10 protein-coding genes are annotated in these 13,286 nt (G+C 62.4%); 6 read left to right on the top strand and 4 right to left on the bottom strand.

Annotated elements, in window-relative coordinates; all coding sequences use genetic code 11:
- Positions 1-23: 23 nt before the first annotated feature.
- Together LOY34_RS04645 and LOY34_RS04640 are read left to right on the top strand one after the other, a co-directional pair.
- The gene (locus LOY34_RS04645) at positions 24-1,103 is read left to right on the top strand and encodes a polyamine ABC transporter substrate-binding protein (RefSeq protein ID WP_258609526.1); all 1,080 of its coding nucleotides are present in this window, start codon (positions 24-26) and stop codon (positions 1,101-1,103) included.
- 95 nt (positions 1,104-1,198) lie between these two features.
- A complete protein-coding gene (locus tag LOY34_RS04640; RefSeq protein ID WP_258664316.1) occupies positions 1,199-4,636 on the top strand; it encodes a M35 family metallopeptidase in 3,438 nt (1,145 codons plus the stop codon).
- A 42-nt stretch (positions 4,637-4,678) separates the two neighbouring features.
- Here LOY34_RS04640 and LOY34_RS04635 read toward each other — a convergent pair whose 3' ends face one another.
- The 3 genes from LOY34_RS04635 to LOY34_RS04625 form a co-directional block, all read right to left on the bottom strand.
- Positions 4,679-6,262 (bottom strand): peptide chain release factor 3, encoded by a 1,584-nt coding sequence (locus LOY34_RS04635; protein WP_195885719.1) that lies wholly within the window; start codon positions 6,260-6,262, stop codon positions 4,679-4,681.
- 105 nt (positions 6,263-6,367) lie between these two features.
- Complete coding sequence (locus LOY34_RS04630) at positions 6,368-6,697, bottom strand: XRE family transcriptional regulator (RefSeq protein WP_195885718.1); 330 nt, start codon at positions 6,695-6,697, stop codon at positions 6,368-6,370.
- Positions 6,690-6,881 (bottom strand): type II toxin-antitoxin system RelE/ParE family toxin, encoded by a 192-nt coding sequence (locus LOY34_RS04625; RefSeq protein WP_230090924.1) that lies wholly within the window; start codon positions 6,879-6,881, stop codon positions 6,690-6,692. The genes LOY34_RS04630 and LOY34_RS04625 overlap by 8 nt, the downstream gene beginning before the upstream one ends.
- Before the next feature lie 409 nt (positions 6,882-7,290).
- Between LOY34_RS04625 and LOY34_RS04620 the strand changes: the two genes are divergently transcribed.
- Genes LOY34_RS04620 through LOY34_RS04605 form a run of 4 tightly spaced genes read left to right on the top strand, consistent with a single transcriptional unit; the run spans position 7,291 to position 10,727 of the window.
- Positions 7,291-8,004, top strand: coding sequence for an ABC transporter permease (locus LOY34_RS04620; RefSeq protein WP_045196256.1), 714 nt, complete (start codon positions 7,291-7,293; stop codon positions 8,002-8,004).
- A 14-nt stretch (positions 8,005-8,018) separates the two neighbouring features.
- The gene (locus tag LOY34_RS04615; protein ID WP_195885716.1) at positions 8,019-8,927 is read left to right on the top strand and encodes a glycine betaine ABC transporter substrate-binding protein; all 909 of its coding nucleotides are present in this window, start codon (positions 8,019-8,021) and stop codon (positions 8,925-8,927) included.
- Between the two features lies 1 nt (position 8,928).
- Positions 8,929-9,576, top strand: a complete 648-nt coding sequence (locus LOY34_RS04610; RefSeq protein ID WP_045196252.1) for an ABC transporter permease — start codon at positions 8,929-8,931, stop codon at positions 9,574-9,576.
- Positions 9,573-10,727, top strand: coding sequence for a betaine/proline/choline family ABC transporter ATP-binding protein (locus tag LOY34_RS04605; protein ID WP_195885715.1), 1,155 nt, complete (start codon positions 9,573-9,575; stop codon positions 10,725-10,727). The genes LOY34_RS04610 and LOY34_RS04605 overlap by 4 nt, the downstream gene beginning before the upstream one ends.
- 97 nt (positions 10,728-10,824) lie before the next feature.
- On the opposite strand, the gene LOY34_RS04600 is transcribed toward LOY34_RS04605, so the two are convergent.
- Entirely contained in the window at positions 10,825-13,263 is a 2,439-nt protein-coding gene (locus tag LOY34_RS04600) for a TonB-dependent receptor (protein ID WP_195885714.1), read from the bottom strand.
- Positions 13,264-13,286: the final 23 nt, after the last annotated feature.

Below are 13,286 nucleotides of genomic sequence, written 5' to 3'. Positions count from 1 at the left end.
CAGACCAAGCAAGGAATCCAGACATGCGCCCATTGCTCTTCGCACCTGTGTTGCTGGCCGCCTCCGTCGCCCAGGCGGCCGACTCGGTAAAGATCTACAACTGGTCCAGCTACATCGCCCCCGACACCCTCAAGAACTTCCAGCAGGCTAGCGGCATCGTGCCGACCTACGACGTGTTCGACAGCAACGAAACCCTCGACGGCAAGCTGATGACCGGCAACTCCGGCTACGACGTGGTGTTCCCCTCCAACCACTTCATGGCCCGGCAGATCCAGGGCAAGGCGCTCAAGCAACTGGACAAGACCCAGCTGCCCAACTGGAAGAACCTCAACCCGGTGCTGCTCAAGGCCCTGGAGGTCAACGACCCGGGCAACCAGTACGGCTTCCCTTACCTGTGGGGCAGCACCGGGATCGGCTACAACATCGACAAGGTCAAGGCGGTGCTCGGCGACAACGCCCCGCTGGATTCCTGGGACCTGATCTTCAAGCCCGAGTACATCAGCAAGCTGAAAAGCTGCGGCGTGGCGGTGCTCGACAACGGCCCGGAGCTGTTGCCGATCGCCCTCAACTACCTGGGCCTGCCACACCACAGCCAGAAGCCCGAGGATTACGACAAGGCCAAGCAACTGCTGATGAAGGTGCGCCCGTACATCAGCTACTTCCACTCCTCCAAGTACACCGGCGACCTGGCCAATGGCGATATCTGCGTGGTGGTGGGCTTCTCCGGCGACGTGCTGCAAGCCAGGAACCGCGCCGAAGAAGCCAACAACGGCGTGAAGGTCGGCTACTCGATTCCCAAGGAAGGCGCGCCGATGTGGTTCGACATGGTCGCCATGCCGGCTGATGCCCCGGACGAAAAAGCCGGTTACGCCTACATGAACTACCTGTTGCAGCCCGAGGTGATGGCCAACATCAGCAACCATGTGCAGTACGCCAACGGCAACCTCAAGGCCGACACCCTGGTCGACCCGGCGCTCAAAGCCAATACCATGATTTACCCGAGCGACGAGATGCTCGGCAAGCTCTACGCACTGGAGGCGATGCCAGCCAAGATCGACCGCATCCGCACGCGCATCTGGACCAGCATCAAGGCCGGCAATTGATATAAGTAACGCCCCGGCCCTGCTTACCCGCGGCAATCTCCAGTGATTGCCGCGGGGATCGGCCCCCGGCTGCCTTGTACCGCCGGGAAACTTTCATGCCGTTGGCCAACCTGCCCTACTTTCATCCTGATGCCCTGCGCGCAGGTTTTTTACGTCACCTCGAGCACCTCGACGCCAGGCAACCGCTGAGCGCCGCGCAACGACAATCCCTGCAACGACTGGGCGACGACCCGGCGCTGCGCGCCGACCGCCTGGATGCGGTGACTGGCGATGGCCAGGCCATAGCCCTGGACACCACCTTTCTGCTGAGCCGCCCCGACTGGCCCGAAGTGTTCATCTACAACCCCGACATCGGCCTGCAACGCTTTGCCGATCGGCGCCAGGCCAAGCAGACGCTGCTGGGCCTGCAGGATCAACCTGCGCTGATGGCAACAGTGCTGCGTTACGCACCACAGGCGCAACAGCAGTTACTGCAGCGCCAACCTGCTGTGGATTTTCAGGTCAATCTGCTGGCTGCGCCGCTGTTCGACAGCCTGATGTTGACGATCAATGATCGCCTTGCCGACCAGGCCGCCCCCCTGCACACCCAGCAAGCAGCGCCCTCGACCGCCACATTGCAGCAACTTGCCCGCACCCTCGGCAACGCCAGCCTGGATGCGCAATCGATGCAAACCCAGGTCGGACAATTGGCCCAGGAGTACCAGGCCATGCTCGCCCAGCGCCCGAGCCTCAGCTCAGTCACCCGGGCACTGCTCAAGCAAGAACTGTCCAGCTTTCTGCACAAAGCCCCTCCCCTGCACGCCATCAGCGTGCAACCGGAGGGCCGCAGTACCCCGGTCCTGTCGCTGCTCGAACTGATCTGGCACCCCGCCGATAACAGCCAATGGCGTGCCAGCGCCACCACCGCGGCTGAACTGCCGACCCCCTTGCCGTTGCTCCCGCCGGCCTTGCTCGGCCATAGCGCCAGACGCTTGCGCCAGCACCTTCGCGGGCAACTGCAAGCGGTATTGATGCGCGACGAGCAGTTGAGCCAAGACTACCAGCAGCAATTGCTGGCCCTGCTCGGCACGCTGGCCGAACGCCTGGACGTTGCCTTTGCGCCTGCTGCACTGCCCTCTCGGCGGGCGCGGATTCTGGCCCTGTACGACCGGGCCATCGCTGCGCGCCTGCCGGGCAACGTGGTCAAGGCCTTCAACCGCTATATCAGCGAAACCGATGCCATTGGCGCAGTCCTGCGCGACCTGCAGGATCGCGCCAGGGCAAAGGCTGTTGCAGCCCATGCACCCGAGTGGCTGCGCCAGGCCTCGGTAGAAGATCAACATGCCTACTTGCGCGTGTTGGCCAGAAACCTGCTGGGCGCAAACGATGATTACCTGTTCGATATCCCCGAAATCGACACCTATGCCCGCGAACAACTGCAGCAGCGCCTGGACCAGGATTTCGGCCCCGGCCACTACCGGCCTGAAGATATCCAGGTCACCACCAACCGCTGGATCACTGCGCCGCCACTGCCCGGGGAAATCCCCTTGTCACTGCCGGCCAGCTACGTGCGCCATCGCCAGTCCCTGGTTGACTATGCGCTCGATCATTACCGCGACTGGGACAACGCAATCACCCTGGTGACCGACCAGAAGGGTGAGCTGCTGCCACCCACCTTGCGCAGCCAGTATGTTCGCAAGGTGGCCAAGGCGCTGGATATTGGCGGCCACTACCAGCGCCTGCTGCAGCAGAAATTCGCCGAACACGACCCCGACTATGCCCGGCGCCTGGCAACCTTCTGCCGGCAACTGCCCGGGCAAATGCTCGAAGCGGCCTGGCGTGCCCGCCTCAAGGGCGAGCTCGATGGCGCAGCGCTACAGACGGTTACCCAGGTACTGGAACTGCCAGAAGACCGCACACAGCACATGACACCACTGCTGTTGGTGGCCGATAGCGGGCTTGAACCGGACCCGGTGCCTGGCCTGTACCTGATCGGTAATCAGCAGGCGGGCCCGCTGGTGCTGTACAGCCCTTACGACAGCCGCCAGGCCTATCGGCAATTTGCCGATAGCCGCGACCTGCTGAAAAAGATCAGGACCACGCCAGCGTTGCAGGCCTTGCTGCTCGGGCGTATGCCAGCGCAGATGCGCCAACGCTATGGGCGCGGCGGCTTTGAAGAGCCACACCTGCCATTTAGTGTGGAATCGGATTTCGACCTGCCGTTTTCCCGCCCCGGCCCCATCACCCTGGCCTGGCGTCCGATCGCGGGCAACCTGTTCAAGCAACTGTTCGTGGATAACGCCCAGATGCTCCAGGACATGGCCCACGCCCAGCTGGTGACCCTCGAAGAGGCGCGCTGGCAAACCTTGAAGAACCTGCTCGGTCAGCTGTGGTTGCAAGCCAGCCTGTTTCTGCCGGGCAGGCTGGGCACGCTGCTGGGTATTTTCCAGACCGAAACCAGTGTGCTGCAAACCCTGGAAAAAGCCGACCGCAGCAACTGGAGCCAGTCACTGGCCGAACTCTGCGCGGCGCTGGTGCAGGGCCTGCTGGTTGGCAAAGACGCCGTCGGGGTCGAATCGCTGGAGAAGTTCTGGAAAAATCAGGAGAGCAGCCCGGCGCCCGAACGCCCGCAACCGGTCGAAGCCGGCGGTGTGCTGAGCGACCTCAGCGGCCGCCATACCCGTCGGGTCGTCTCCCGGGAACAGATCGCGATACTCGCAGTTGGCATGCCACAGATCCAGCGCGTAAACCCTTATCGCGGCAACCTGATCCGCGAAGCGCACGATACTGCAGTAACCTACCTGGTGAACTGCCACTTCAACATCAGCCGCACCACAGCCCGCCAGCTACCCCTGCAAACGGCCAGGGTCCTCAGGGACTTCTTCAACGTCGCGGATGTATCCGACACACTTCTGCTGCAAGTCAGCAGGCCGATAGAAAAACTGCTGACGCTGCTGTTGTCGCGTAACTACTCACCCGCCCATTCGACTCGCTATGTCATGGGCAGCAGAGTCGGTGCGCCTATCGATGCCAGCGCCTTCGTCAACCCGGCCGACCGCAGCCGGCAGATCTTTCTGCTCGACGCCTTCTTCGACAACCCGACCATCAACCAGTTGCCGCTACAACGCCGATACGCCCAGCCGGCAGCCGCCAACCTCACCCGCGCCTTTACCTTGCTGCATGAACTGTCTCACCTGGCCTGCCAGACCCGCGACATCACCTACACCCTGGGTGTTGCCCCGTACGCCGACTGGCTGATCCCCGGCCCCGAGCGCGCCTGGCTGGAACGCGCCCACGAAAGCGGCTTCAGCGCCATGAAGCCAATGAACAAGTTGTTCACGTTGTACGATGAAGACGCCGGCAGGCTGCGCGACTTGCGTCGCAGCGATCGCAAAGGCAAGAAACTGATCCTGAAGATCACTGGCGCGCAGGATCTGCAGCAAGCTCGTCAGGTGTTCCTGAGTGACAGCGAAAAACGCGCGCAGATCATGCTGTTCAATGCCGACAGCCTGGCATTGCTGATCTACCGGTTGGGCGCAGAAATGCACCCTTGAAAGGAGGCGACCCCGCCACCCAGAAGCGGCGGGGTCGGGCAATCAATGATGCTCGCGGGTAGCGCGGAACTTCACATCCGGCCAGCGCTCTTCCATCAGCGCCAGGTTGACCCGGGTCGGGGCCAGGTAGGTCAGGTGACCACCGCCGTCGATGGCCAGGTTCTCCACGGCCTTGTTCTTGAATTCCTCAAGCTTCTTCTTGTCCTCGCAGCTGATCCAGCGCGCCGACCAGACGGTGATCGGCTCGTAGGCACACTCGACCTTGTACTCTTCCTTCAGGCGGCTGGCGACCACATCGAACTGCAGCACACCGACGGCGCCGAGGATGATGTCGTTGCTGCGCTCGGGGAAGAACACCTGGGTCGCGCCTTCTTCGGCCAACTGCTGCAGGCCCTGGCGCAGTTGCTTGGACTTGAGCGGGTCTTTCAGGCGCACGCGGCGGAACAGCTCCGGGGCGAAGTGCGGAATACCGGTGAAGCCCAGGGCCTCGCCTTCGGTGAAGGTGTCACCGATCTGGATCGTGCCGTGGTTGTGCAAGCCAATGATGTCGCCGGCCCAGGCCTCTTCCAGTTGCTCACGCTCGGAGGAGAAGAAGGTCAGCGCATCGCCGATACGTAGGTCCTTGCCGGTGCGCACATGGCGCATCTTCATGCCTTTTTCGTAACGGCCGGAGCAGATACGCATGAAGGCGATACGGTCGCGGTGCTTGGGGTCCATGTTCGCCTGGATCTTGAACACGAAACCGCTGAACTTCTCTTCGGTCGGCTCGACAGCGCGCTCGTTGGCCTCGCGCGGCAGCGGGCGTGGTGCCCAGTCGACGACGGCATCGAGCACATGGTCGACACCGAAGTTGCCCAGCGCGGTACCGAAGAACACCGGGGTCAGCTCGCCGCGCATGAACTCGTCTTGGTCGAATTCGTGGCAGGCGCCCTGTACCAGCTCCAGCTGCTCGAGGAAGCGCTCGTATTCGTCGCCCAGGTGGGCACGGGCTTCATCGGAGTCGAGCTTCTCGATGATCTTCACCTCGGTGCGCTCGTGGCCGTGGCCCGGGGTGTAGACAATGATGTAGTCGCCGGCCAGGTGATACACGCCCTTGAAGTCGCGGTAGCAACCGATCGGCCAGGTGATCGGCGCCGCCTTGATCTTCAATACCGCTTCGATTTCGTCGAGCAGTTCGATCGGGTCGCGGATGTCACGGTCGAGTTTGTTGATGAAGCTGACGATCGGCGTGTCGCGCAGCCGGCAGACGTCCATCAGGGCGATGGTCCGCGGCTCGACGCCCTTACCGCCGTCGAGCACCATCAGCGCCGAGTCGACGGCGGTCAGGGTGCGGTAGGTATCTTCCGAGAAGTCTTCGTGGCCCGGGGTGTCGAGCAGGTTGATCATGTGCTCGCGATAGGGGAACTGCATCACCGAGGTGGTGATGGAGATACCACGCTGCTTCTCCATTTCCATCCAGTCGGAGGTGGCATGGCGGTCGGACTTTCGCGATTTCACCGTACCGGCAACGGCAATCGCCTTGCCCATCAGCAACAGCTTCTCGGTGATGGTGGTCTTACCCGCATCGGGGTGGGAAATAATGGCGAAGGTGCGGCGTTTCGCGACTTCGGCGGCCTGGTTGGTCATGGGAAATCGCCTGGCAGGTGATTCAAAAAGGGCCAGTATCATACCCGAAGTCGAACGGGGACCAAAGCCTGAGGCCTCCGCCTGTCGCGCGAAACGAAGTGTAGGCTACTTGTGTCCAGGCAAATTTTCAGTGAAGCCCTCAAGAGTGACAGGCCCGCGGTCTGGCATGTGTGCAACCAGCTCGAGTGTTCCACCCATTGCCTCGACATAGCTACGCAGAGTCGAGATCAACATATCGCTACGTTTTTCAATCTTGGAAATATTCGCCTGACCTACCTCCAGCCGCTTGGACATTCCTTCCTGAGTCAACTCCAGCTGTTTGCGCAACGCCTGCAGGGTCATTTCCTCGCGGATCAACTCACGCCCGCGTTGTTCGACACGCGCCCTTCGTTCGGGGGAAAGACTGTAGATGACTTCATCAAGTGTTCTAGACATGTTCTTCACCTCCTGACAGATACCTGTCGAAGCGCTCATCGGCGCGCCGAATCAAATTTCGATAAAACCGTTGCTGGCTGACTCCGGCCTTGTCACCCGCAACCAGGATAACGGCGCGACGCTTGGGATCGAACGCAAAAGCCACCCGCCGAAACTCGGCACAGAAGCTGATTGACCATGACAACAAAATACCTCCAGAGGAATATTCCCTCAAGCGACTATCATGAATTTTCCGCTGCAATGCTGAGCTTTATGACGGACGGCCTGATAGCAGGCGCTTCAATAACACCAGGAAGGAAATGCCCGGTTTTTTCGTGCGAAGTTCCTCGTGTTTCAGGGATTAACGCTGGCCAAATGCCGCTTCAGATGGGAACCTTTACGGCTGTGGAGGCGTCCACTGCCCTGATACGCAATCGGTCATGACCGTTCGTCAGGGTTGGTTTCACCGGCACTACGAGCCTGACGAGGCTTCGCTTATGGCGTGTTCCGCTCCGTTTCCGGACAACGCGCTGCTTATCGCGATCACACTGCCTGCCGCCTGGAATGGTGGCCGCCACGGGAGTGTGTTCGCCGACAACAAAAGGAGTCCGCCTGTGGCTAAAAGCTATGGCAAGGGGCTGATGGGATGTGCCTTCGTGCTCGTCATCCTGGCCCTGCTGATCCACTGGATCGGCATCGATACGATCGCGCACTACCGCGCCGATCTGTGGTTCTATCTGCAAGCGCACCTGATGCTGGTGTTGCTGTCGATGGTGGCGGCGTTAGCCGTGGGCATACCCGCCGGGATTGCCTTGAGTCGACCGCACCGGGTCGACCGCGCCGAACGCTTCATGCAGTTTTTCAACATTGGCAACACCATCCCCCCTCTGGCCGTTCTGGCCATTGCCCTGAGTTTCCTGGGCATTGGCGCCGGTCCCGCGATCTTCGCGCTGTTCCTCGCTTCCCTCCTGCCAATCGTGCGCAACACTTACGAAGGCCTGAAAAACGTACCCGCCTCGCTCAAGGAAGCCGCCACCGGCATCGGCATGACCCCGGGCCAGACCCTCTGGCGTGTCGAGTTGCCCAACGCCGTGCCGATCATCGTCGGCGGTGTGCGGGTGGCCCTGGCGATCAACGTCGGTACCGCACCGCTGTCGTTCCTGATCGGCGCCAACAGCCTGGGCAGCCTGATTTTTCCCGGCATTGCCCTGAACAATCAGCCGCAACTGCTGCTTGGCGCTGCCTGCACCGCCCTGCTCGCCCTGCTGCTCGACGCCCTGGTGGCGCAGTCCAGCCGCCGTTGGCTTGAACGCGGCCTGGCCCACTAAGCGAAGGAACTGTCATGAAAAGAATCGCCTTGTTGTTGGGCGCGGCCCTGCTGTTCGCAGGATTTGCCCAGGCCGCGAACAAACCTGTGATCCGCCTCGGTGCGCGGGTCTTCACCGAGCAAACGGTACTGGCTGAAATCACCGCCCAGTACCTCAACCAGCACGGCTTTGACGTGCGCATCACCGGCGGCCTGGGCAGCAACCTGGCCCGCAGCGCCCACGAAACCGGGCAGCTGGACATGGTCTGGGAATACACCGGTGTTTCGCTGGTGTCCTACAACCACATCGACGAACGCATGCCCAGCGCAGCGGCCACCTACGCCAGGGTCAAGGAGCTGGATGCACTAAAAGACCTGATCTGGCTGACGCCGTCGAAGTTCAGCAACACCTACGCCCTGGCGCTGCCGCGCAAGGTCGCCGACCTGTACCCGCAGGTCAACAGCATCAGTGAGCTGAACCAGGTGCTGCGCGACGAGAAGGACCGCACCCACGTGGTGGCCCTGGACACCGAGTTCGCCAACCGCCCCGACGGCCTGGTGGGCCTGACCGAAACCTACGACCTGCAACTGACCCGCCGCGACATCCGCCAGATGGACGCCGGCCTGGTCTACACCGCGCTGCGCAACGGCCAGGTGTTCAGTGGCCTGGTGTACACCACCGACGGGCGCCTGAGCGCCTTCGACCTCAAGCTGCTGGAAGACGACAAGCACTACTTCCCCGACTACACCGCAGCCCCGGTAGTGCGCAAGGCCGTGCTCGACGCCAACCCGCAACTGGCCAGCCTGCTCAAACCGCTGGCCGAACAACTCGACGACGAGACCATGCGCCAGCTCAACGCCAAGGTCGATGTCGAACACCAGAGCCCGGGCAAAGTCGCCGCCGAGTACCTGCGCCAGCACCCACCTGCACAGGAGCAGCCATAACATGCTCGATACCTTTACCCACCTCGACTGGGCCCAGGTACTGCACCTGACCTGGCAGCACATCACCCTGGTCGGCATCGCCGTCAGCCTGGCGATTGTCTTCGGCGTGCCGCTGGGCATCCTCATGACCCGCTTCCCGGCCCTCGCCGGCCCCCTGCAGGCCAGCGCCACGGTGCTGCTGACCATCCCCTCGATCGCCCTGTTCGGCCTGTTGCTGCCGTTCTACTCCAAGTTCGGCCAGGGCCTGGGGCCGCTGCCGGCAATCACCGCGGTGTTCCTCTATTCGCTGTTGCCGATCCTGCGCAACACCTACCTGGCCCTGACCAATGTCGAACCGGGTATTCGTGAAGCCGCCCGCGGCATCGGCATGACCTTCGGCCAGCGCCTGCGCATGGTCGAGCTGCCCATCGCCGTACCGGTAATCCTTGCCGGCGTGCGCACCGCCGTGGTCATGAACATCGGCGTCATGACCATCGCCGCGACCATCGGCGCCGGTGGCCTGGGCGTGCTCATCCTCACCTCCATCAGCCGCAGCGACATGTCGATGCTGCTGGTCGGCGCCGTGCTGGTGAGCCTCCTGGCCATCTTCGCCGACCTGCTGCTGCAAGCCCTGCAACGCTCCCTGACTCCAAAAGGACTGCGCCCATGATCGAACTTCAGAACCTCAGCAAGACCTTCCACGCCAACGGCAAAGACGTCAAAGCCGTCGACTCGGTCAGCCTGACCGTCAACGAAGGCGAGATCTGCGTGTTCCTCGGCCCCTCCGGTTGCGGCAAGAGCACCACGCTGAAAATGATCAACCGCTTGATTGCGCCGACCTCGGGCAAGGTGCTGATCAACGGCGAAGACACCACCGGCCTTGATGAAGTGACCCTGCGCCGGCGCATCGGCTACGTGATCCAGCAGATCGGTCTGTTCCCCAACATGACCATCGAGGAGAACATCACCGTGGTCCCGCGCCTGCTCGGCTGGGACAAGCAAAAATGCCACGAGCGCGCCCGCGAGTTGATGAGCATGATCAAGCTCGAGCCCAAGCAATACCTGCAACGCTACCCGCGTGAGTTGTCCGGTGGCCAGCAACAGCGTATCGGCGTGATCCGCGCCCTGGCCGCCGAAGCGCCCTTGCTGCTGATGGACGAGCCGTTCGGTGCGGTCGACCCGATCAACCGCGAGATGATCCAGAACGAGTTCTTCGAGATGCAGCGGGCGCTGAACAAGACCGTGATCATGGTCAGCCACGACATCGACGAGGCGATCAAGCTGGGTGACAAGATTGCGATTTTCCGTGCCGGCAAGCTGATCCAGATCGACCACCCGGACACCCTGCTGGCGCACCCTGCCGACGACTTCGTCAGCAACTTCGTTGGCCAGGACAGCACCCTCAAGCGCCTGTTGCTGGTGCGTGCCGAAGACGCCGCCGACAACGCGCCGTCGGTCAGCCCGGAAACGCCAGTGGCCGACGCCCTGGAGCTGATGGACGAACATGATCGCCGCTACGTGGTGGTCACCGATGGGCAGAACAAGGCCATGGGTTACGTGCGTCGTCGCGACCTGCATCGCCAGCAAGGCAGCTGCGTTGATTTTCTGCGCACCTTCAACGCCACCGCCTCGCACGATGAGCACCTGCGCATCCTGCTGTCGCGGATGTACGAGTTCAATCGCTCATGGTTGCCGGTGCTGGACGCCGAGCAGGTGTTCCTCGGCGAAGTGACCCAGGAATCGATCGCCGCTTACCTGAGCTCGGGGCGGTCGCGGGGGGGCAAGACCAGCATTGTGTCGCCGGCCGAAGCGGTCGCGTAACGCTGAAAAGCATCGCGGGGCAAGTCGGGTCGCCGCACCGCCGCTCCTACATGTGGGAGCGGCGGTGCGGCGACCCGACTTGCCCCGCGATCAGGTCTCAGAAACCTACACTGGCCTGCACATAGAAGGTGCGCGGCTCGCCCAGGTAGATCCCCGAGTTGTTGTCGCTGGAGCGGGTGTAGTACTGCTTGTCGAAGATGTTCTTCACCCCGGCCGCGAGCTTGAGGTTCGACAGTTCCTTGCCGAAGTCGTAACCACCGCGCGCCGCCCAGGTCACGTAACCAGGAATGTCGCCGTACTGGCCATCGGCACTCGGTTCGGTGATGTAATTGCCGTTGAAGCTGCCGTCGGCATTCATGCCGGTGCCCGGTGCGCGTTGTTTCGATTGAGCGTAGGCATCGAGGTTCCAGGTCCAGCGATTGATCTCATAGCGCAGCCCGGCATTGACGATTTGCCGCGAATAAAACGGCAAGTCACGGCCCTTGAAGCCGGGGATCTCGCCTTCATAGGTGGCCCGGGTGTAGGTGAACCCGGCATTGGCACTCAGGCCCTGCAGACGCGGGTCGAGCCCCGACAGGTCGTAGTGCATGGAGGCTTCGATACCCTGGTGCTTGGTGGCGCCAAGGTTGGTCCAGCCGATGTCGTTGCTGATGTACTGCAACTCGTCATCGAAGTCGATGTAGAACGCGGTCAGCTCACCACCCCAGGTACCGTTGTTGTAGCGGGTGCCGACTTCATAGGTCTTGGCTTTCTCGGCCTGCAGGCCGTTGGCGGTCTGGTCGCCACTGCCACCCTGGCCGAGCTGGAAGTACTGCAGGCTGCCGAACGAGGTCTCGTAGTTGGCGAACAGCTTCCATTCATCCGACAGGTGATACATCACGCTCAGCGCCGGTAGCGGCTCGTTGCTGGTCACGCTGCGGTTCTTTTCCTGCACCGGCACGCCGTTGGTACCACGCACCGGGCGCTCATGCCAGTCGGTGTTGATGTGCTCGAAACGGATCCCCGGGGTGATGGTCCAGTTGCCGACATCGATCTTGTCATCGATGTAGTAGGCGCTGGCTTCAGTGCCACCGGTGCGGTCCTGGAAGACATGGCCGTCGGAGCCCGGGGTCACGGTCGGGACATTGTTGATCAGCGCCAGGCGGGTCGACTGTTCGTGCATCGCTTCTTTCAGGTAGCGGTAACCAACGCTGACTTCCTGAGTGGTCGGGCCTGCGAAGAAGATCCGCGACAGCCGCGGCTCGATGGCGAAGGTGTGGTAGCTGCGCGGGTACGACGACAGGGTCTTCTGGTCACGGGCTGCGATGCTGCTGCCGCGGAAGCTGTCGGTGTAGTAGGTCTGCACTTCGAACTGGGTGACGTCGTCGATCTGGCGCAGGTACTTGAACGACACGTCCTTGCGCCGGCCGCTGAAGGTGTCGTAGTCGCGGTCGGACTGGTACGGATCATCGTCGAACTGGGCCTGGGTCAGGCCACCGGGCATGTCGGCCTTGGCGTCGTAGTAATGAAAGTTGAGCCAGAATTCGTCACTGTCGGTCACCGCCCAATGGGTCTTGAGCAACACGTCATCGATATCGTTGTCGTTGTTGCTGCTGCGATAACCGTTGCCGTTGACCCCGGAGTACAGCAGCGCCGCACCCAGGCCATTGTCGGCAGTGCCGCCGAGGAAGGCCGATTCGATGTGCTTCCAGCCGCCATGGCGGGAGGTTTCCATCGTCGTCGACAGCTCGCCGGTGGCTTTCTCGGGAATGGCCCGGGTGACGAAGTTGATCACCCCGCCGACGTTCTGCGGGCCGTAGCGCACCGACCCAGCACCGCGCACCACGTCGATGCTGTCGAGGTTGCCGGACGAGATCGGCGCCATCGACAGTTGTGGCTGGCCGTAAGGCGCAAAGGCTGCCGGGATGCCATCGATCAATACCGTGGAGCGTGGCGACAGCCGTGAGGTCAGGCCGCGTACACCAACGTTCAGGGCGATGTCGCTGCCGCCGGTACCGTTGGAGTCCTGCACCTGCACACCCGGCACGCCGCGCAGCACATCGCGTACGTTCAAGGCGCCCTGCTCGATCATCGCCTCGCGGCGCACCACGGTACGCGCACCGGGATGGCTGTGGACCACGGTTTCTTCGGCGCTGCCCAGCCAGTCACCGACGACTTTGACGTCGGTGGGTGCCAGCTCGAGGCTGCCGGTGGTCAGTGTGCCGGCGCTTTGCGCCGGGTGCAGGACCACGGTGCCCTGAGAAATTTCATAAGTCAGGCCGCTGCCCTCAAGCAACGCCCGCAGCGCCTCTTCCGGTTGCAGGTTGCCGGAGACCGCTGGTGCCTGCTTGCCGGCCACCAGCTCGGGGCTGAAGAACAGTTGCAGCGACGTCTGCTGGCCCAGTTGGCTCAAGGCCGAAGCCAGCGGTTGGGCCTGGATCTGGATGCTGGCTGGTGCCGGGGCGGCATAAGTGCTGGCGATACCGCCACTGACAGCCAGTGCCAGGGCCAGGGGCAACCAGCGGGAAGAACGCGGGGAAACGTTGTTGTTGTTCACGTCGTCGAGAGGTCCTGAGGGTC

The sequence above is a fragment of the Pseudomonas sp. B21-009 genome, assembly GCF_024749345.1.
Classification (GTDB): domain Bacteria; phylum Pseudomonadota; class Gammaproteobacteria; order Pseudomonadales; family Pseudomonadaceae; genus Aquipseudomonas.
This window is presented reverse-complemented; position numbering and strand designations above follow the sequence as displayed.

What these genes read in the sequence shown, in the direction of transcription:
- LOY34_RS04645 (WP_258609526.1), top strand. Translation starts at nt 24, where the DNA reads ATGCGCCCATTGCTCTTCGCACCTGTGTTGCTGGCCGCCTCCGTCGCC.
- LOY34_RS04640 (WP_258664316.1), top strand. Translation starts at nt 1,199, where the DNA reads ATGCCGTTGGCCAACCTGCCCTACTTTCATCCTGATGCCCTGCGCGCA.
- LOY34_RS04635 (WP_195885719.1), bottom strand. Translation starts at nt 6,262, where the DNA reads ATGACCAACCAGGCCGCCGAAGTCGCGAAACGCCGCACCTTCGCCATT.
- LOY34_RS04630 (WP_195885718.1), bottom strand. Translation starts at nt 6,697, where the DNA reads ATGTCTAGAACACTTGATGAAGTCATCTACAGTCTTTCCCCCGAACGA.
- LOY34_RS04615 (WP_195885716.1), top strand. Translation starts at nt 8,019, where the DNA reads ATGAAAAGAATCGCCTTGTTGTTGGGCGCGGCCCTGCTGTTCGCAGGA.
- LOY34_RS04610 (WP_045196252.1), top strand. Translation starts at nt 8,929, where the DNA reads ATGCTCGATACCTTTACCCACCTCGACTGGGCCCAGGTACTGCACCTG.
- LOY34_RS04605 (WP_195885715.1), top strand. Translation starts at nt 9,573, where the DNA reads ATGATCGAACTTCAGAACCTCAGCAAGACCTTCCACGCCAACGGCAAA.